Origin of the sequence: Streptomyces sp. NPDC017936, from assembly GCF_044328485.1 — a bacterium.
In the GTDB taxonomy this organism is placed as follows: domain Bacteria; phylum Actinomycetota; class Actinomycetes; order Streptomycetales; family Streptomycetaceae; genus Streptomyces.
On sequence record NZ_JBIRHK010000009.1, the window covers coordinates 295,480 to 314,789 of the forward strand.

Genomic DNA, 19,310 nt, shown 5'->3' on the forward strand with positions numbered 1-19,310 from the left:
CCCTGTTCGCGGGCCGTCGTCCGACGCGGCCACGCTAAGCAGGACCGATGAAATCCCGATGATGCCGCCGCACCCGGGGTACCGGTGCCGTCCGCCGCTCCACCCGGTCCCGTGCGACCGGGAGAAACGGCATGGCCGGTGGATGTACGGGGAGGACCGTGGTGCGTCCGTCGTGGCTCGCCTCGACCGGCCGGGCCTGCTGGAGCCGCTCCGGTCCGCCCCGGCGGGTGGTGTCCCGCCGGGGCGGACCCCTCCCTCAGGTGGTCAGGGCGCCCACGGCGCCGCGAGGACCCAACTGCTGTCGGCCGTGAGGGTCTGCGGGCGGTCGTGACCGTCGCCGCCACCGCTGCCGGAGGCGATGTACACCTGGGACGCGTGGTGGCGGAGGTAGGAGCCCGGGATGTTGATCGACTCGAAGGTGACCCCCGTGCCGCCGAGACCGGGCCGGGCGCAGAAGGTGGCGTCCTGGCGGAACAGCGCCGAGCCGTCGTCGGGTGAGTTGCGCACCCGACTGTCGGCGTGGCGCAGGAACTGGCCGGGGTAGTTCACCGACTCGAAGGAGTAGCAGGAGGAGTCGGCGAGTCCGCGCCGCACGGTGTACGTGGCGTCCTGCTTGAGCAGGCTGCTGCTGCCGGCGTCGACGACCTCGGTGTAGGCCAGGCTGTCGGCGTGCCGCAGGTACCGGTCGGTGTGGCCCCAGGTGGTGACCCGCAGCGACTGGCGCCGGTCGGTGGGCAGGACCACGGAGCTGCGCCACAGCGCCGGCTCGCCGGTGTTCCAGGTGGCGTCGGCGGCGAAGGACGCGGCGGTGTCCCAGGCGTTCGGGCCGCCGCTGCGGGCGAGGTACACGCCGTCGGCGTAGTGGCGCAGGTAGTGGCCGGGGAAGTTGGCCGACTCGAAGGACGTGCCGCCCGCGGCCAGGCCGGGCCGGCTGCACCACGTGGCGTCCGCGGCGAAGGAGCCGCCGGTGTCCGCGTCGATGCGCACCCGGCTGTCGGCGTGGCGCAGGTAGCGGCCGGGGAAGTTCACCGACTCGAAGCTGTGGCAGCGCGGGTCGGCCAGTCCGGTGACGGTGCGGAAGGAGGCGTCCTGGCGGGCACCGTCGCTCGAAGCCGTGCTCAGGACGTCGGTGCGGGCCGCGGAGTCGGCGTGGCGCAGGTAGCGGTCGGTGTGACCGGCCGTGGTGACCCTGAACGAGCGGACGTGCCCGAGGGTGAGGGCGACGGGGGCGTTGAGGTTGCGCGAGGCGGCGATGAGGGCGCCGTGCGCCCGGCGCAGCTGGTCGGTGTCGACCTTCTGCACCCGGCGGTCGTAGGTCATGAGTCCGTTGTACTCGCCCTCCACATCGGTGATCTCGGTGTAGACGTAGGCCGAGAGGCCCTTGGTGGTCATCAGCTGCTGCACGTCGCGGACCATGCCGGTGTAGCGGTCGTTCAGCTGTTCGCGGCTGGAGACCTGCTCGTAGGCGAAGAACCGGCCGTCGGGGCTGTACTCGTGGCCGGGCGTGCGCAGGCCGATGCCGCCGAACTCGCCCAGGACGGAGACGCGGGTGTCGGAGGGGCGTGGTGCGTCGGGTCCGGTGTAGACGTGCCAGTCGATGATGTCGCCGGTGCCCGGATCCCCCTTGGAGGCACAGCAGTTGTAGCCGCTGTGCGGGTTCATCAGGCGGGACGGGTCGTAGGTCTCCAGGTCGGTGGTGACGCGCCGGGTGGCGGCCGGGTCCCACTCGCCCCAGCCCTCGTTGAAGGGGACGTAGGTGACGACGGCCGGGGAGAACCGGTGCTCGTCGATGATCTCGCGGGCCTCGCTCTCCAGTTGCGCGGTCTGTTCCGGCGTGCGGTCGGCGTCGAACGCCGGTGTGGACGGGATGTCCTGCCACACCAGGAGTCCGAGCCGGTCGGCGTGGTAGTACCAGCGCGCGGGCTCGACCTTGATGTGCTTGCGCACCATGTTGAAGCCGAGTTCCTTGTGCTTGGCCAGGTCGGACGCCAGGGCGGCGTCGGTGGGCGCGGTGTAGAGGCCGTCCGGCCAGAAGCCCTGGTCGAGGGTGCCCATCTGGAAGACGAACTCACCGTTCAGGGTGGGGCGCATGACCCCGCCGACCGTCTTCTTGCCGATCTCGCGCATGCCGAAGTAGCTGGTGACCCTGTCGACGGTGGCGCCGGAGGCGTTGCGCAGCGTGACCCGCAGGTCGTACAGGAACGGATCGTCGGGCGACCAGCGGCGGGCGTTCGGCACCGGGACGGAGAACTCGGTGAAGCCGCCGGTGGCCCGGCCCACCACCTGGGAGCCGGACATGGCCTCGGCCAGCACGGTGTGACCGTCGACGTTGCCGCGGGTGAACACCCGGACCCGGGCGGTGTCGTCCGACAGGCTGGGCCTGATGTCGACGGAGTGGACCGAGGACGCGGGGGTGGGCTCCATCCACACGGTCTGCCAGATGCCCGACGTGGGCGTGTAGAAGATACCGCTGGGGTTGTTGACCTGCTTGCCGATCGGCTGCTTCTCGCCGCGCCCGTCGGTCGGGTCGTAGACGCGGACGACCAGCTCGTTCGCGCCGCTCTTGAGCTGCGGCGTGATGTCGACCTCGAAGCGGTCGTAACCGCCCTTGTGCGTGGTGACCCGGGTACCGTTGACCCAGACCGTGGCCTCGTGGTCGACGGCGCCGAAGTGCAGTTGCACCCGCCTGCCGCTCCAGCTCTGCGGGACGGTGAAGCTGCGCCGGTAGAACATCAGGTCCCGGTTGTCGTTGCGCATGATGCCGGACAGCGCCGACTCCACCGGGTAGGGCACGAGGATGCGCTCGGGCAGGGTCTGGCCGACGGGCGGTGCCGCGTTGCGGTCGACGTTCCCGGCGCTGTCGGCCGGCGGGTTGAGGAACTCCCACTCGCCGTTGAGCGACTGCCAGTCCGGCCGCGTCATCTGCGGTCGCGGGTACTCGGGCAGCGGGTTGGTGGTGGACACCTGGCCGGTCCACGGGGTGGTCAGTGGTGGCGTCTTGGGCGTGACGGCGGCGGTGGCGGTGCCGGTGAGACCGGTGAGGAGGAAACCTCCGGCCAGCACGCAGAGCACCGCCACGCAGGCGATGACGCGTCGCATCGAACTCCTCCGGGGCAGGACGGCGCACGGAGTCCGGCGCACCGCGCGGCCGACGGCTCTGGCAGCGTGCGGGAGGCCGTGCGGAGTCGGGCGATCAGAACGAACGCGGGCTGTGAGCCCTCGCGTTTCGGCTTGCGGAACGGCGGTCAGGAACCGAAGTGCGGGGAACGTAGCACGGAACACGCACCAACGAAAACACTCAGGAACGCTCAACAACGAACCGCGCCAACCTGGTTGGCCGATCACCGGCGCTTCCACCGGCAGCGGACCGGTCAGCGCGCCTGCCGCCGGGGGCGCGGGCCGCGGGACGTCCGGCGCCGACGACGGTCCGGCAGCCGCTCCAGGAGACGGCCGCCATGGCTGCCGTACGCCGCTGCGCCTTTTCGACGGCGGGGACGTCGACCTGCCCCGCGCCGAACCCGCCACCCGGGTGACGGCCCGCCGGGACCAAGGGGCCGCGGAGGCGCGTTCGGCCACGATCAGCGACCTGTCGGCCACCTCCCTCCTCCGCGACCGGTTCCGGCCTCACCCCGTTCCCAGGGGCCCGGCCCACTCCCCGCTACTTAATGAAAGCCAAAAGGAAAGTCATGTGCGGAACCTTGACCGCACCCGGCGCGGCGGGCAAGGTTCCGGAGAGCGCTCTCCCAGCCATCCCGTGTCAAGGAGTCTCCCCATGCCCACTGTCGGCATACCCCCGGCGGCGGTCCCCCGCAGACCCGGCCGCCGCGGCCTCGTCGGCGTCCTGGTCACCGCCCTGGCCGCCGCCCTGCTCGCCGTCGTCCCCGCCACCCGGGCCCAGGCGGCGCCCGTGCTGCTGTCGCAGGGCAAGCCGGTCACCGCCTCCAGCCAGGAGCACTACGGCACCCCGGCGACCGCGGCCGTCGACGGCGACAACGGCACCCGCTGGTCCAGCGCCGCCGCCGACCCCCAGTGGATCCGCGTCGACCTCGGCACCCCCGCGTCCCTCAGCCAGGTCGAGCTGCGCTGGGAGGCCGCCTACGCCAAGTCCTACCGCATCGAGACGTCCCAGAACGGCACGGACTGGTCGACGGCCTACTCCACCACCACCGGCGCCGGCGGCACGGAGACCGTGAACATCTCCGGCACCGCCCGGTACGTCCGCGTACTCGGCACCGCCCGCGCCACCGGATACGGCTACTCCCTCTGGGAGTTCAAGGTGTACGGCACCACCGGCGACGGCCCCGGTCCGGTCATCCCGGGCGGCGGCGACCTCGGCCCGAACGTGCACGTCTTCGACCCGTCCACGCCCGGCATCCAGGCCAAGCTGGACCAGGTCTTCAGGGAGCAGGAGTCGGCGCAGTTCGGCTCCGGCCGGCACGCCTTCCTCTTCAAGCCGGGCACCTACGACAACCTCAACGCCCAGATCGGGTTCTACACCCAGATCGCCGGCCTCGGCCTGCGCCCCGACGACACGACGATCAACGGTGACATCACCGTCGACGCCGGCTGGTTCAACGGCAACGCCACCCAGAACTTCTGGCGCGGCGCGGAGAACCTCGCCGTGAAGCCGGTCAGCGGCACCAACCGGTGGGCGGTCTCGCAGGCTGCCTCGTTCCGCCGGATGCACGTCAAGGGCGGCCTCAACCTCGCGCCGAACGGCTACGGCTGGGCCAGCGGCGGCTACATCGCCGACAGCAGGATCGACGGCCAGATCGGCAACTACTCCCAGCAGCAGTGGTACACCCGCGACAGCTCCATCGGCGGCTGGTCCAACAGCGTGTGGAACCAGGTCTTCTCGGGTGTCGAGGGCGCTCCCGCCACCGGCTTCCCCGAACCCCGGTACACCACGCTCGACACGACGCCGATCTCCCGCGAGAAGCCCTTCCTCTACCTGGACGGCAACGAGTACAAGGTCTTCGCCCCCGCCAAGCGCACCAACGCCCGCGGCACCACCTGGGCCAACGGCACCCCGCAGGGCGAGTCGATCCCGCTGAGCAGGTTCTACGTCGTCAAGCCCGGCGCCACCGCCGCCACCATCAACGCCGCCCTCGCCCAGGGCCTGCACCTGCTGTTCACCCCGGGCGTCTACCACGTCGACCGGACGATCGAGGTCAACCGGGCGAACACCATCGTGCTGGGCCTCGGCCTCGCCACGATCGTCCCGGACAACGGGGTGACCGCCATGAAGGTCGCCGACGTCGACGGCGTACGGCTCGCCGGCTTCCTCGTCGACGCCGGACCGGTCAACTCCCCCGCACTGCTGGAGATCGGCCCGCAGGGCGCGTCCGCCGACCACGCGGCCAACCCCACCACCGTGCAGGACGTCTACATCCGCATCGGCGGCGCGGGGGCCGGGAAGGCCACCACCAGCATGGTGGTCAACAGCCACGACACGATCATCGACCACACCTGGGTGTGGCGGGCCGACCACGGCGACGGCGTCGGCTGGGAGACCAACCGGGCCGACTACGGCGTCCGCGTCAACGGCGACGACGTCCTGGCCACCGGCCTGTTCGTCGAACACTTCAACAAGTACGACGTCGAGTGGTACGGCGAACGCGGCCGGACGATCTTCTACCAGAACGAGAAGGCGTACGACGCCCCGAACCAGGCCGCCATCCAGAACGGTTCGACGAAGGGGTACGCGGCCTACCGGGTCGACGACTCGGTGGACACCCACGAGGCATGGGGCCTGGGCAGCTACTGCAACTACAACGTCGACCCGGGCATCCGCCAGGACCACGGCTTCAAGACCCCCGTCAAACCGGGGGTGAAGTTCCACAGCCTCCTCGTGGTCTCCCTCGGCGGCATGGGCCACTACGACCACGTCATCAACGACACCGGCGCCTCCACGGTGCCCGCGGGCACCTCGACCGTGCCGTCCACCGTCGTGTCCTACCCCTGATCGAACCGACCGTCGGCCACGACTCCCCTCCGGGCCGGAGGACATCCCCGCGCCCCGGCCCGGAGGGGCCACCACGCGGTGCTCCCACAGCCCCGCCCCGTCGGCTCTCCCCACCCCTCCAGGAGCAGATGTGACCACAGCCCCCTACCACCGCAGACCAGCCGGCCGCCGCGCCGTCCCCCTGCTCACCCTCGGCGCACTGGTGGCGTCGTCGCTCGCCCTCGCCGCTCCGCCCGCCCAGGCCGCGGAGACCCTGCTCTCCCAAGGCAAGCCCGCCACCGCCTCGTCCCAGGAAGGCGACGGGTACGCCCCCTCCGCGGCCGTCGACGGCAACCTCACCGGCACCCGTTGGGCCAGCCTGTGGAGCGACCCGCAGTGGTTCCAGGTCGACCTCGGACAGCGGTCCGACCTCAGCCGCGTCGTGCTCACCTGGGAGGGCGCGTACGGCAAGAGCTACCAGATCCAGGCGTCCGACAACGGCACGGACTGGCGGACCCTGAAGACCGTGACCGGCGGTGACGGCGGCACGGACGAGGTCGCCGTCTCCGGCTCCGGCCGCTACGTCCGCATGCTGGGCACCGAGCGGTCCGGCGGCTACGGCTACTCCCTCTGGGAGTTCCAGGTGTACGGGACCGCGGACGGCACGCCGCCCGCTCGAGGAGCGGTCAAGGTCACCGGCTCACAGGGGAACTGGCAACTGACCGTCGGCGGGCAGCCGTACACCGTCAAGGGCCTGACCTGGGGCCCCGCCATCGCGGACGCCCCGAAGTACATGCCCGACGTCAGGTCCATGGGCGTCAACACCATCCGCACCTGGGGCACCGACGGCGGCACCAAGCCGCTGCTCGACAGCGCCGCCGCGCACGGCATCAAGGTCGTCAACGGCTTCTGGCTGCAGCCCGGTGGCGGCCCCGGCTCCGGCGGCTGCGTCAACTACGTCACCGACACCACGTACAAGAACAACATGCTCACCGAGTTCGCCAAGTGGGTCGAGACGTACAAGAGCCACCCGGCGACCCTCCTGTGGAACGTCGGCAACGAGTCGGTCCTCGGCCTGCAGAACTGTTACAGCGGGGCGGAGCTGGAGGCGCAGCGCAACGCCTACACCGGCTTCGTCAACGACGTGGCCAAGAAGATCCACGGCATCGACCCCGACCACCCCGTCACCTCCACCGACGCCTGGACGGGTGCCTGGCCGTACTACAAGCGCAACGCGCCCGACCTCGACCTGTACTCGATGAACTCCTACGGCGACATCTGCGGCGTCCGGGAGGACTGGGAGGAGGGCGGCTACACCAAGCCGTACATCATCACCGAGGGCGGGCCGGCCGGCGAGTGGGAGGTGCCGGACGACGCCAACGGCGTCCCCGACGAGCCGACCGACGTGCAGAAGGCCGAGGGCTACGCCAAGGCCTGGAACTGCGTCACCGGCCACCGGGGCGTCGCCCTCGGCGCCACCCTCTTCCACTACGGCGTCGAACACGACTTCGGCGGCATCTGGTTCAACCTCGTGCCCGACGGGCTGAAGCGGCTGTCCTACTACGCCGTCAAGAAGGCGTACAGCGGATCGACCGCCGGTGACAACACCCCGCCGGTCATCACGAACATGGCCGTCAGCCCCGCCTCGTCGGCCCCGGCGGGCGGCGAGTTCACCGTCCGCGCGGACGTGCGCGACCCCGACGGCGACGCGATCACCTACAAGATCTTCCTCAGCGGCAACTACGCCAACGGCGACAAGCGCCTGGTCGAGGCCAAGTGGCGGTCCACCGGCAACGGAACCTTCGCCGTGACGGCTCCCGAGAAGCTCGGCGTGTGGAAGGTGTACATCCAGGCCGAGGACGGCCGCGGCAACGCCGGCGTCGAGACGAAGTCGGTCAAGGTCGTCGCCCCGCCGGTGACCGGCACGAACGTGGCGCTGAACAAGCCCACCACCGCCTCCTCCTTCCAGCCGTCGTACGGCGACTGCCCGTGCGAGCCCGCCAAGGCGACGGACGGCCGGGCGGACACGCGCTGGGCCAGCGACTGGAGCGACCCGCAGTGGATCCAGGTCGACCTCGGCTCCGCCACCGCCATCCGCAAGCTCCAGCTCGTGTGGGACCCCGCCTACGCCAAGTCCTACGAGGTCCAGGTCTCGGACAACGGCACCACCTGGCGCACGGTCCACACCACGACCGCCGGCAACGGCGACATCGACACCATCGACGTCGCGGCGACCGCCCGGCACGTACGACTGCACCTGACGGCGCGTGGCACCGGCTGGGGCTACTCGCTGCACGAGTTCGGCATCTACGGCTGACGACGGCGGGGGGCGCCCGGCGGCGCCCCCCGCACTCCCCCACTTGGCACCTCAGCGGGCAAGGAGGCCCCATGAGACCGCGTTCGAAGCTCCCCGCGCTGCTGCTCGGCAGCGCACTGATCGCCGGCGTGCTCGGCGTCGGCACCGTCGCCACGGCGGCCGGCCCCGGCGACGCCCCGGCCGCCTCGGCCGCCGGGCACACCGGGCACACGATGGCGGTGTCGACCCAGGCATCCGCCGACGACCCCGACGGCGACGGGTACATACCGGCCGTGCCCCAGGTCACCGGCGTGACGCCGTCCACCGCGACCCCGCCGCCGCGCTACCACAAGGAGTTCCAGGCCAACTGTTCCGTCACGCACACCGCGCCGGACGACCCGATCGTGTACCCGGGGCAGCCGGGCAAGTCGCACGACCACACCTTCATGGGGAACAGGACGACGAACGCGGGCAGCACGACGGCGAGCCTCTACGGCGGCAACACCACCTGTCTCGCACCGGCCGACGCCTCCGCGTACTGGATGCCGTCCCTGTACAAGGGGGACAAGAAGATCCTCCCCGTCGGCCCGCAGGTCATCTACTACAAGGCCGGTGTCACCGACTACACCAGCGTGCGGCCCTTCCCCAAGGGACTGCGGTACGTCGTCGGCGACCCCCTGCAGAGCGCCCAGGAGTTCCGCGGCCACAAGGGCTTCGTCGAGGGCTGGGAATGCGGTGACAGCTTCTTCAACGTCGACTTCCCGGCGAGCTGCCCGAGCCGTCCCGACGTACAGCTCAACATCCGTTTCCAGGCCCCCAGTTGCTGGGACGGCAAGTACCTCGACACCCCCGACCACAAGAGCCACATGGCCTACCCGGTCGTCAAACCCGGCACCAACGACAACATGTGCCCGGCCTCCCACCCGGTCGCCCTGCCGATGATCGAGTTCAAGATGGCCTTCCCGGTCAACGGCGACATGAGCCAGGTCCGTCTGGCCAGCGGCCGCGGCTACTCCTTCCACTACGACTTCTTCAACGCGTGGGAGGAACGGACCCTCAAGGCGCTGGTCGACCACTGCATCGTGGGCGGCCTCCAGTGCGACACGCGCGGCTACGACCAGAACCACCCGGAGCGCGGCGCGGTGCTGAACGCCGACCACCGGCTGCCCTGACCCGGTCGGTCCCCACGGGCCCGACGGCACCCGCTCGGCGCGGGTGCCGTCGGGCTCCTTCCGCTGCCCGTACGCCTGACGTCCACCGCTGTCCGGCGGGGCTTGACGGCGAGGAGGAGCTCGTCGAATGGTTGGGAGAGCGCTCTCCCACCAGCGGAGGGGCAGAAAGTGGGGGCGGGAATGGACGACGAGACACTCGACCGGCTCATCGGCAGGCTGAGCCTCGAGCAGAAGGTGCGCCTGCTCACCGGCGCGACGACCTGGCGCACCGCCGGCGAGCCCGGGATCGGATTGCGGGAGATGGTGACCTCGGACGGGCCCGCCGGGGTGCGCGGCGAGGCATGGGACGAGCGGCGCACCTCGGTCCTGCTGCCCTCCGCCTCCGCCCTGGGGGCGATGTGGGACGAGGAACTGGTGGAGCGGCTCGGGGGCCTGCTCGCCACCGAGGCCGCCCGCAAGGGCGTCGACGTGGTGCTGGCCCCCACGCTCAACCTCCACCGGAGCCCGCTGGGCGGCCGGCACTTCGAGTGCTTCTCCGAGGATCCGGAACTGACCGGCCGTACCGGATCCGCGCTGATCCGGGGCGTCCAGGCCCTCGGCGTGGCGGCCACCGCCAAGCACTACGTCGGCAACGACTCCGAGACCGACCGGCTGACCGTCGACGTCCGGGCCTCCGAACGCACTCTGCGGGAGGTCTACCTCGCGCCCTTCGAGGCGGCCGTCGAGGCCGGGGTGTGGCTGGTCATGGCGGGCTACAACGCCGTCGGCGGCACGACCATGACGGCCAGCCCGCTCCTGACCGAACCCCTCAAGGGGGAATGGGGGTTCGACGGGGTCGCCGTCTCCGACTGGGCGGCCGTGCGCACCACCGAGGAGACCGCTCGCGCCGCCCTCGACCTGGCGATGCCGGGACCGGACGGTCCCTGGGGCGCGTCGCTGGTACGGGCGGTCAAGGACGGCCTGGTCGCCGAGGACGCGGTCGACGGGAAGGTGCGGCGGCTGCTCCGGCTCGCCGGCCGCGTGGGCGCGCTGGGACCCCGTCGCCCGCGCCGGGTGGCGGCGGGGGCGTCCCGCGGCACCCGGACGCTGCTGCGCCGCGCCGTCAGCGCCGGTACGGTCCTGCTGCGCAACAGCGCCGTCCTGCCGCTCGACCCCGCCGGGCTGTCCACCGTCGCGGTCGTCGGCGCGCATGCCGCGTCCCCGCGCGTCCAGGGCGGCGGCAGCGCGGGCGTGTTCTGCTCCGACGTGGTCACCCCGCTGGCCGGCGTCCGGGCCCGGCTGCGGGGACGGGCCCGGGTGGTGTACGAGCCCGGCCCCGCACCGGGGTCCCCGCCCGCTCCCCTCGGCACCGACCGGTGCAACGACCCGCGGTCCGGTGCGCCCGGCGTGCTCCTGCGGGTGCTGGACGCGGCGGGACGGGAGCTGTACGCGCAGCACCGGCTCTCGGGCCGGCAGCTGGAGCCGGACCTTCCCCCGGGCGCGCACACGGTGGAGATCGACGCGGTGCTGCATCCCCGTCGACCGGGAGAGTGGACGTTCGGCGTCGGGGGCTTCGGACGCATGACGCTCACCGTCGACGACCGCACGCTCCTGGACGGGGATTTCCCCGGTGACACGGACGACCCGGCCGTCGTCCACGTCAACCCGCCCGTCCACACGGCACGGACGGCGCTGACCACCGAGCGGCCCGTGCGCGTGGTGGCACGGCGTGAACTGGTGCCCGGCCGCGGGCGCGCCACCGTCGTCGCCGCGGCGCCGCCGGAACCGGACCCGGCGACCGCGCTGGAGGACGCGGTGCGGGCGGCCCGGGACGCCGATGCCGCGATCGTGGTCGTCGGCACCACCGAGCACAGCGAGACCGAAGGGTACGACCGCGCCGGACTGTCGCTCGGGGGGCACCAGGACGAACTGGTCCGGGCGGTGGCCGCCGCGAATCCGCGCACGGTCGTGGTCGTCAACAGCGGCGGCCCGGTCGAGCTGCCCTGGCACCGGGAGGCGGGCGCCGTGCTGCTCACCTGGTTCCCGGGTCAGGAGGCCGGCGCGGGGCTGGCCGACGTCCTGTTCGGCATCGCCGAACCCGGCGGCCGGCTCCCCACCACCTGGGCGGCGTCCCTGGCGGACGCGCCCGTCACCCGCACCCGGCCGGTCGACGGCCGGCTCGACTACGCCGAGGGCCTGCACATCGGCCACCGGGCGTGGCTGCGGGCCGGACGCGAGCCCGCCTACTGGTTCGGCCACGGACTCGGCTACACGACATGGGAGTACGCGGCCGTGGAGGCTCCCGCGCACGTCGTGGCGGGCGAGCCGTTCACTGTCCGGGTGACGGTGCGCAACACCGGCACCCGCGCCGGGCGCGAGGTCGTCCAGGTCTACCTGGCCCGCCCCGATTCGGCGGTGGAGCGTCCGGTGCGCTGGTTCGCCGGGTACGCGGCCGTCCGGGCGGAAGCGGGCCGGACGGCGAGTGCCGAGGTGGTGGTGGGTCCGCGCGCCGTGCGGCACTGGTCGGAGGCGGACCACGGCTGGACCACGGAACCCGGCGCCTACCGGCTCATGGTGGGCAGATCGGCGGGGGACACGCGGTGGGAGGGGAAGGTCACGGTCGGCGGCCCCTGACGGGTGGGCCGGTCCGGGCACCGTGTGCACCGGGGCCGCGGCGCCGGGCCGGGGCCCGCGCACCCGCACCGTCGGGTGCCCCCGCTCCACGGCCCGGCCCGGTCCCCTGCCGTCGCCGACGGCGCAGGCGCCGGCACCGGAGCCGAAGGGCACCACCGCCGCGCTCCGCGCGCCCCGGCCGGCGCCGCACCGCCTCTCCGCCCGCCCGAGCGTCCTGGCGCCGTTGTCGATGCGGTACGGCACGCTCTCGCGGAGCAGCCGCTCCAGGGGGACGGCGTCCCAGCCCACGGTCCGGCCGTGCGCGACGGCGCCGTCCCCGGCGGTCCTGGCGGCGATGCCCGGAGCCCCGATCCCGCACTCGGCCCGGTGGCGGGCCCCGGGGAGAACCGGCTGGGCGGCCCGTCGAGACACAACCGTTGCAATACCGCGGCGCGGTTCTCCCGCCGCAGGTCACGCGCGGGACGACCCCTGCGCACCGTCCCCCTGTCCCCCGTGCTGAAGTCGTCACCGCGACTCACTTGTGCCCGAGCCCTTGACGTCCCCTTCACTCGAAGCTTAACTCACACTCTAAATTAAGCCGTGGAGAATTCAGGGGGCGCGGGGCGCCGCCCCGTTCCGTCTCCGCGGGCGACCCCGTCACTTCCCGGAAGGTCTCTGGAGTCATGCGCAGAATCAGAGCCGCAGCCGTCGGCGCCGTCACCCTCTCGTTCGCCCTCACCGTGGCGGCCTGCGGCGGGGGGTCGTCCGGCACGGAAGGCTCCAACGAGCAGCCGAAGACCCTCACCTACTGGGCCTCCAACCAGGGCGCGAACCTGGAGGTGGACAAGAAGGTCCTCCAGCCGGAACTCGACAAGTTCGAGAAGGAGACCGGGATCGAGGTGAAGCTGGAGGTGGTGCCCTGGGGTGACCTCCTCAACCGCATCCTCACCGCCTCCACCTCCGGTCAGGGCCCCGACGTCCTCAACATCGGCAACACCTGGAGCGCCTCGCTCCAGGCGGGCGGCGCCCTGCTGCCCTGGGACACGAAGAACTTCGAGGCGATCGGCGGCAAGGACCGCTTCGTGGAGTCCGCGCTCGGCTCCACCGGCGTCCAGGGCCAGGACCCGGCCGCCGTACCGCTGTACTCCATGGCCTACGCGCTCTACTACAACAAGAAGATGTTCGCCGACGCCGGCATCGAGAAGCCGCCGGCGACCTGGGAGGAACTGGCCGAGGCCGGCAAGAAGCTCTCCGAGGACGGCAAGTGGGGGCTCGGCGCCGAGGGCTCCAACCTGTCGAACAACATCCACCAGGTCTTCGTCCTCGCCCAGCAGCACGGCGCGGACTTCTTCACCCCCGACGGCAAGGCCGACTTCACCTCCGACGGCGCCGTGGCGGCGGTCAAGCAGTACGTCGACCTGATGGCCAAGGACAAGATCGTCTCGCCGGGCAACGCCGAGTACGCGCAGAACCAGTCCCTGAGCGACTTCGCCAAGGACAAGACGGCCATGGTGCTGTGGCAGACCGCGTCGGCCACCTTCAAGGCGCAGGGCATGAACGAGGACGAGTGGGGCGTCGCGCCCGCCCCCGTGCAGTCCGGCGAGCCCGGCCCGGGCAAGGCCACCAACTCCATGGTCGCCGGCATCAACATGGCCGTCTTCAAGAACACCAAGAACATCGACGGCGCCAAGAAGTTCGTGAAGTTCATGACCAGCGACGAGGAGCAGGTCATCCTCAACAAGGCCTACGGCTCCATCCCGCCGGTCAAGGCCGCCCAGCAGGACCCGGCCTTCAGCGCCCCTGCGCTCGCCGTGCTCCGGGACACCCTCGCCACCAGCGCCACCGCGCTGCCGCAGGTCCCCGAGGAGTCGCAGTTCGAGACCGTCGTCGGCACCGCCGTCAAGGAGCTCTTCGCCGACGCCGCCGCCGGCCGTCCGGTGACCACCGAGTCGGTGCGGGCCAAGCTCGAGAAGGCCCAGCAGCAGATGCCCAAGAAGTGAGGCCGGACACCGCCATGACCACCACCGCTGCCCTGAGCACAGGCGAGCGGACGGCACGGAAGAACGACCCCGGGGCGGCGCCGCGCAGACGCCGCCCCGGGCGGCTGCGCCGCATCGGACTGCCGTACCTGCTGCTCTTCCCCGCGCTGCTGCTCGAACTACTGGTCCACCTGGTGCCGATGGTGATCGGCATCGTCGTCAGCTTCAAGGAGCTGACCCAGTTCTACATCCGCGACTGGGGCACCGCGCCCTGGGCCGGCCTCGACAACTACTCCCTGACAGTCGACTTCGACGCCCCCGTCGGCGAGGCGCTGCTGAAGTCCTTCCTCACCACCTGCCTGTTCACCGTCCTCTCGGTCGGCCTGTGCTGGCTGCTCGGAGCGGCCGCGGCGATCTTCATGCAGGAGACCTTCCGCGGCCGGGGCATCCTGCGCACGCTCTTCCTGGTGCCGTACGCGCTGCCCGTCTACGCCGCCGTCATCACCTGGTCGTTCATGTTCCAGCGGGACAACGGCCTGGTGAACCACGTGCTGCACGACCAGCTCGGGCTCACCGACAGTCCTCCGTTCTGGCTGATCGGCGACAACAGCTTCATCGCCCTGCTCGTCGTCTCAGTGTGGAAGGGCTGGCCCTTCGCCTTCCTCATCCTCATGGCCGGGCTCCAGAACATCCCGAGGGACATCTACGAGGCCGCCGCCCTCGACGGCGCGGGCGTCTGGCAGCAGATCCGCCGCATCACCCTGCCCTCGCTGCGCCCCGTCAACCAGGTCCTCGTCCTGGTGCTGTTCCTGTGGACGTTCAACGACTTCAACACCCCCTTCGTCCTGTTCGGCAAGGCGGCGCCGGAGGCCGCGGACCTCATCTCCCTCCACATCTACCAGTCCTCGTTCCAGACCTGGAACTTCGGGACGGGCTCCGCCATGTCGGTCCTGCTCCTGCTGTTCCTGCTCGTGGTGACGGGCGTCTACCTCTGGCTCACCTCCCGCGGAAGGAAGGCCGCCGATGCCTAGCCCAGCCGTCCGGCAGCCCCGCTCCCCGATGGCCGCCCCGCGGTCCTTCCTGTGGAGCCGCCGGATCTTCCTCACCCTGCTCACCGTCTTCGTGCTGCTGCCGGTGTACGTGATGATCTCCAGCTCGCTGAAGCCGCTGGAGGACGTGTCGGGGAAGTTCGCGTGGATCCCCTCGGGCCTCACCCTCCGTCCGTACTTCGACATCTGGGACACGGTCCCGCTGGCCGACTACTTCATGAACTCGCTGATCGTGGCCGGCGCGGCGACCGTCTGCTCCGTCACCATCGCCGTGTTCGCCGCCTACGCGGTCAGCCGCTACTCCTTCCGCGGCAAGCGCGTCTTCACGGTGACGGTGCTGTCGACCCAGATGTTCCCCGGCATCCTGTTCCTGCTGCCGCTGTTCCTCATCTACGTCAACATCGGCAACGCCACCGGCATCGCCCTGTTCGGCTCGCGCGGCGGCCTGATCCTCACCTACCTCACCTTCTCGCTGCCGTTCTCCATCTGGATGCTGATCGGATACTTCGACTCGGTGCCCAGAGACCTCGACGAGGCGGCCAAGGTGGACGGCTGCGGGCCGCTCGGCGCGCTGTTCCGGGTCATCGTGCCCGCCGCGGTCCCCGGCATCGTCGCCGTCGCCGTCTACGCGTTCATGACCGCCTGGGGCGAGGTGCTCTTCGCCTCCGTCATGACCAACGACACCACCCGCACCCTCGCCGTCGGCCTGCAGGGCTACTCCACCCAGAACGACGTGTACTGGAACCAGATCATGGCCGCCTCACTCGTCGTCAGCCTGCCCGTCGTCGCCGGCTTCCTGCTCCTCCAGCGCTACCTCGTCACCGGCCTCACCGCCGGCGCCGTCAAGTAGCCGCCGGGGCACCACCGCCGCCCCGCCCGACCTTCCCAGAGAGGCTTTCCGTGTCCGAATCGCTCGACCTCGCCGCCTTCCCCGCCGACTTCGCCTGGGGCACGGCCACCTCCGCCTACCAGATCGAGGGCTCCGTCACCGAGGACGGCCGGGCACCGTCGATCTGGGACACCTTCTCCCACACCCCGGGCAAGGTCGACAACGACGACCACGGCGACGTGGCCTGCGACCACTACCGCCGGTGGCCCGAGGACATCGCCCTGATGAAGCGGCTCGGCACCGACGCCTACCGCCTGTCCGTCGCCTGGCCCCGCGTGATGCCCGCCGGTGACGGACCGGTCAACGCGGCCGGCCTCGACTTCTACGACCGTCTCGTCGACGCCCTCCTCGACGCCGGCATCACCCCCAACATCACCCTCTACCACTGGGACCTTCCCCAGGCCCTCCAGGACCGCGGCGGCTGGACCGTGCGCGACACCGCCGAACACCTCGCCGCCTACGCCTCCGCCGTCGCCGCCCGGCTCGGCGACCGCGTCACCCGGTGGGCCACCCTCAACGAGCCCCTCTGCTCCGGCTGGATCGGCCACCTGGAGGGCCGCATGGCACCCGGTCTGACCGACCTGACCGCCGCCGTGCACGCCTCGTACCACCTGCTGCTCGCCCACGGCCTCGCCACCCGGGCGATCCGCGCGGCGGCCCCCGGCGCACAGGTCGGGCTGGTCACCAACCACTCCACCGTCGAGGCCGCCTCGACCCGCCAGGAGGACATCGCGGCGGCCACCCGCATGGACGGCCACACCAACCGCTGGTGGCTCGACCCCGTCTACGGCCGCGGCTTCCCCGCCGACATGCGCGAACTGTACGGCGTGGAGCTCCCCGAGCGTCCCGGCGATCCGGAGACGATCGCCGCGCCCCTCGACTGGCACGGCCTCAACTACTACTTCCCGGCGACCGTCACCGACGACCCCGAGGGCCCCGTCCCGTACGCCCGTGAGGTCCGGCTGCCCGACGTACCGCGCACCGGCATGGACTGGCAGATCGACGCCGACGGCCTGGAGGCCCTGCTGCTGCGCCTGACCGACGACTACGGGGTCCGCAGGCTGTACGTCACCGAGAACGGCTCCGCCTTCCCGGACACCGTCTCACCCGACGGCGCCGTCCACGACCCCGACCGGGCCCGTTACCTGGAGCAGCACGTGAGCGCCTGCGCCCGGGCGGTCCGCAAGGGGGTGCCGCTGGCCGGCTACTACGCCTGGTCCCTCCTCGACAACTTCGAGTGGGCCTACGGCTACGACAAGCGCTTCGGCCTCGTCCACGTCGACTACGCGACACAGGCCCGGACCGTCAAGACAAGTGGTCAGCGCTACGCGGACATCATCCGCACCCACCGGCGGCTGCACGCCTGACCTCGGGTCAGGCGGACTCGCGCACGACCAGCTCCGGTTCGAAGACGAGGGTGCGGGGTTCGGTACGGGTGCCCTGGACCTGCTCGTCCAGCATCCTGGCCATGGCCGCCGCCATGTCCTCCACCGGCTGGCGCACGGTGGTCAGCGGCGGCCGGCACGTCACGGCGACGCTCGAGTCGTCGAACCCGACGACGGCGACGTCCTCCGGTATGCGCCTGCCCAGTTCCCGCAGGACTTGGCAGGCGCCCTGGGCCATCAGGTCGTTGGCCGCGAACACGCCGTCCACCGCGGGGTGGTCCCGCAGCAGCGCGGCCATGGCCGTCGCCCCGCTGTCCAGCGTGAAGACGCCCTCGGCCACGGGAGGGCTGTCGTGCCCGGCGCGGGCCAGGGCGTCGCGGAATCCGGCGAGGCGTTCCCGGCCGGCCCTGAGGTCCGGCGGAGCGCCGATCGCCGCGATACGGCGGCAGCCGCGAGCCAGGAGGTGTTCTCCGGCCAGGCGTCCCCCCGCGTAGTGGTCCAGATCGACGCACCCGACCGGTGCCGTCCGGGCGGAACGCGCGAACAGCACCGTGGGGACGCGGGCGGAGAGGAGCATGTCCGGCAGAGGGTCGTCCGGTTGCACGGAGACCACCAGCGCGCCGTCCGCACTGCCCTGCCCCACGTAGTCGACCACCTGCTTCCTGGCCGCCTCCGACTCGGCGAACAGCAGCACCGGTTGCATCGCGCGTGCCCGGAGATACCCCACGACGCCGTTGACGACGCGGCCGAAGAACGGGTCGGCGAACACGCGGCCGGCGAAGGCGTCGCCCGCGCCGGAGACGATGAGGGCCACCGTTCCGGTGCGTCGGGTGACCAGCGTCCTCGCCGCACGGTTCGGTGTGTAGCCGGTCCGTTCGATCGCGCTGCGGACCAGGTCCTGGATGCTGGGATCGACGTTGCGCACGCCGTTCACGACCCGTGACACGGTGGCGCGGGAGACCCCCGCCTCCCGCGCGACATCCTCCAGCGTCGGGGCCTGCCTGTTCATGGGGGGAACTCTAACGCCGGGCACTCCCACGGGCACAGGGCGGCGGGGAGCTTCGGAACGGGGCACCGCGCACCAGGGGGTTCACGTGCCCTCTCCGTGCGTCGCGTGGCCCAGTTCCTCGGACATGGCCCTGGCCGAGCGCAGCAGTTCCGCGGAGAAACCGGCGAGAGCCTTCTCGGTGATGCCGCGTGCCGGCATGACGAGGGTGACGACCAGCGGAAGCGAGTCGCCGGCGGTGAACACCGGGGCCGCGATCGAGGTGACCCCGGGGATCACACCGCCGGAGGTCGTGGCCACACCGTCGCGCAGGACCTCGGACCGGATCTCGTCGACACGCTCCCGCGTCGCAGGGTCCAGCGTCGCCGACTCGAGCTGGACGCGCAGCACGGGTTCGGTGAGCTGTTCGGGCAGATGGGCCAGGAAGGCACCGCCGATCGCGCTGTTCAGCAGCGGCATCGTGGCACCGATGCGGACCGTGATGGGAAGGGCGTGGGCCCCGTACTCCCAGCGCACGACCACAGGTCCGTGATCGCCCCACACGGCCAGGTTGACCGCGTGGGAGGTTCGGTCCCGCAGTCCGGGCAGGTGTTCGCTCACCAGTGCCACCTCGTCCATTCTGCGCAGTGACTCGACACCGAGCCGCCGCATGGCGGGCCCCATGTCGTAGCGCCCGGAACTGGGGGACTGGGCGACGAGACCGACCCGGGCGAGACTGACGAGGTAGCGGTGCGCCTTGCTCGGCTGCATGCCGCTGGCCGCGGCTATCTGCGTCAGGCTCATCGGGCCGCGTCCCTCTTCGAGGGCCTGCAGCACCGTCATCGCCAGTTCGACGGACTGAATGCCCTGCCGCGCCGGTGAGGCGTCGTTGTTCTCGGGCTCGCGGGGACGCTGGGCTGTCACAGAGGCGATCATAGTGACCGGCTCGCCCGGCCACCGGGGTCCACGCGAAGGGCCCGATTCGCGGTCCGGCCCCATGACGACCGTCCGGGGGCGGG

At 71.5% G+C, this 19,310-nt stretch carries 11 protein-coding genes and 2 pseudogenes; 8 read left to right on the top strand and 5 right to left on the bottom strand.

Translation table 11 applies throughout. From position 1 onward, the window contains the following. Positions 1–264 precede the first annotated feature (264 nt). Together ACH4F6_RS21165 and ACH4F6_RS21170 are read right to left on the bottom strand one after the other, a co-directional pair. A complete protein-coding gene (locus tag ACH4F6_RS21165; RefSeq protein WP_397961852.1) occupies positions 265–744 on the bottom strand; it encodes an AbfB domain-containing protein in 480 nt (159 codons plus the stop codon). 18 nt (positions 745–762) lie between these two features. Further along, a pseudogene (locus tag ACH4F6_RS21170) lies at positions 763–3,099 on the bottom strand (AbfB domain-containing protein); the annotation flags it as partial. 673 nt (positions 3,100–3,772) lie between these two features. On the opposite strand from ACH4F6_RS21170, the gene ACH4F6_RS21175 reads away from it, so the two are divergent. The 4 genes from ACH4F6_RS21175 to ACH4F6_RS21190 all read left to right on the top strand — a co-directional run bounded on the left by ACH4F6_RS21175 (position 3,773) and on the right by ACH4F6_RS21190 (position 12,025). After that, positions 3,773–5,965, top strand: a complete 2,193-nt coding sequence (locus ACH4F6_RS21175) for a discoidin domain-containing protein (protein ID WP_397961793.1) — start codon at positions 3,773–3,775, stop codon at positions 5,963–5,965. A 130-nt stretch (positions 5,966–6,095) separates the two neighbouring features. Next, positions 6,096–8,261 carry a discoidin domain-containing protein gene (locus tag ACH4F6_RS21180; RefSeq protein WP_397961794.1) on the top strand — a complete coding sequence of 722 codons (2,166 nt, stop codon included), beginning with the start codon at positions 6,096–6,098 and terminating at the stop codon, positions 8,259–8,261. A 71-nt stretch (positions 8,262–8,332) separates the two neighbouring features. Further along, positions 8,333–9,412, top strand: coding sequence for a DUF1996 domain-containing protein (locus ACH4F6_RS21185; RefSeq protein ID WP_397961795.1), 1,080 nt, complete (start codon positions 8,333–8,335; stop codon positions 9,410–9,412). A gap of 180 nt (positions 9,413–9,592) precedes the next feature. After that, positions 9,593–12,025: a beta-glucosidase gene (locus ACH4F6_RS21190; protein ID WP_397961796.1), complete on the top strand. Its 2,433-nt coding sequence runs from the start codon at positions 9,593–9,595 to the stop codon at positions 12,023–12,025. Positions 12,026–12,073: 48 nt separating this feature from the next. Here ACH4F6_RS21190 and ACH4F6_RS21195 read toward each other — a convergent pair. Beyond that, a pseudogene (locus tag ACH4F6_RS21195) lies at positions 12,074–12,457 on the bottom strand (sugar kinase); the annotation flags it as partial. 230 nt (positions 12,458–12,687) lie between these two features. Between ACH4F6_RS21195 and ACH4F6_RS21200 the strand changes: the two are divergent. The 4 genes from ACH4F6_RS21200 to ACH4F6_RS21215 are packed head-to-tail and all read left to right on the top strand — an operon-like array spanning position 12,688 to position 17,288. Continuing rightward, positions 12,688–14,004: an ABC transporter substrate-binding protein gene (locus tag ACH4F6_RS21200; protein WP_397961797.1), complete on the top strand. Its 1,317-nt coding sequence runs from the start codon at positions 12,688–12,690 to the stop codon at positions 14,002–14,004. Positions 14,005–14,018: 14 nt separating this feature from the next. Next, positions 14,019–15,014 carry a carbohydrate ABC transporter permease gene (locus ACH4F6_RS21205; RefSeq protein WP_397961798.1) on the top strand — a complete coding sequence of 332 codons (996 nt, stop codon included), beginning with the start codon at positions 14,019–14,021 and terminating at the stop codon, positions 15,012–15,014. Between the two features lie 28 nt (positions 15,015–15,042). Further along, entirely contained in the window at positions 15,043–15,882 is an 840-nt protein-coding gene (locus tag ACH4F6_RS21210; protein ID WP_397961853.1) for a carbohydrate ABC transporter permease, read from the top strand. 50 nt (positions 15,883–15,932) lie between these two features. After that, positions 15,933–17,288: a GH1 family beta-glucosidase gene (locus ACH4F6_RS21215; protein ID WP_397961799.1), complete on the top strand. Its 1,356-nt coding sequence runs from the start codon at positions 15,933–15,935 to the stop codon at positions 17,286–17,288. 7 nt (positions 17,289–17,295) lie between these two features. On the opposite strand, the gene ACH4F6_RS21220 is transcribed toward ACH4F6_RS21215, so the two are convergent. Further along, on the bottom strand, positions 17,296–18,315 hold the full coding sequence (locus tag ACH4F6_RS21220; RefSeq protein ID WP_397961800.1) for a LacI family DNA-binding transcriptional regulator: 1,020 nt from the start codon (positions 18,313–18,315) through the stop codon (positions 17,296–17,298). A gap of 81 nt (positions 18,316–18,396) precedes the next feature. After that, on the bottom strand, positions 18,397–19,215 hold the full coding sequence (locus ACH4F6_RS21225) for an IclR family transcriptional regulator (protein ID WP_397961801.1): 819 nt from the start codon (positions 19,213–19,215) through the stop codon (positions 18,397–18,399). Between the last annotated feature and the right edge of the window lie 95 nt (positions 19,216–19,310).

Excerpts from the sequence above, each read along its gene's own strand:
- ACH4F6_RS21175 (WP_397961793.1), top strand. The coding sequence starts at position 3,773 with ATGCCCACTGTCGGCATACCCCCGGCGGCGGTCCCCCGCAGACCCGGC.
- ACH4F6_RS21185 (WP_397961795.1), top strand. The coding sequence starts at position 8,333 with ATGAGACCGCGTTCGAAGCTCCCCGCGCTGCTGCTCGGCAGCGCACTG.
- ACH4F6_RS21190 (WP_397961796.1), top strand. The coding sequence starts at position 9,593 with ATGGACGACGAGACACTCGACCGGCTCATCGGCAGGCTGAGCCTCGAG.
- ACH4F6_RS21200 (WP_397961797.1), top strand. The coding sequence starts at position 12,688 with ATGCGCAGAATCAGAGCCGCAGCCGTCGGCGCCGTCACCCTCTCGTTC.
- ACH4F6_RS21205 (WP_397961798.1), top strand. The coding sequence starts at position 14,019 with ATGACCACCACCGCTGCCCTGAGCACAGGCGAGCGGACGGCACGGAAG.
- ACH4F6_RS21210 (WP_397961853.1), top strand. The coding sequence starts at position 15,043 with ATGGCCGCCCCGCGGTCCTTCCTGTGGAGCCGCCGGATCTTCCTCACC.
- ACH4F6_RS21220 (WP_397961800.1), bottom strand. The coding sequence starts at position 18,315 with ATGAACAGGCAGGCCCCGACGCTGGAGGATGTCGCGCGGGAGGCGGGG.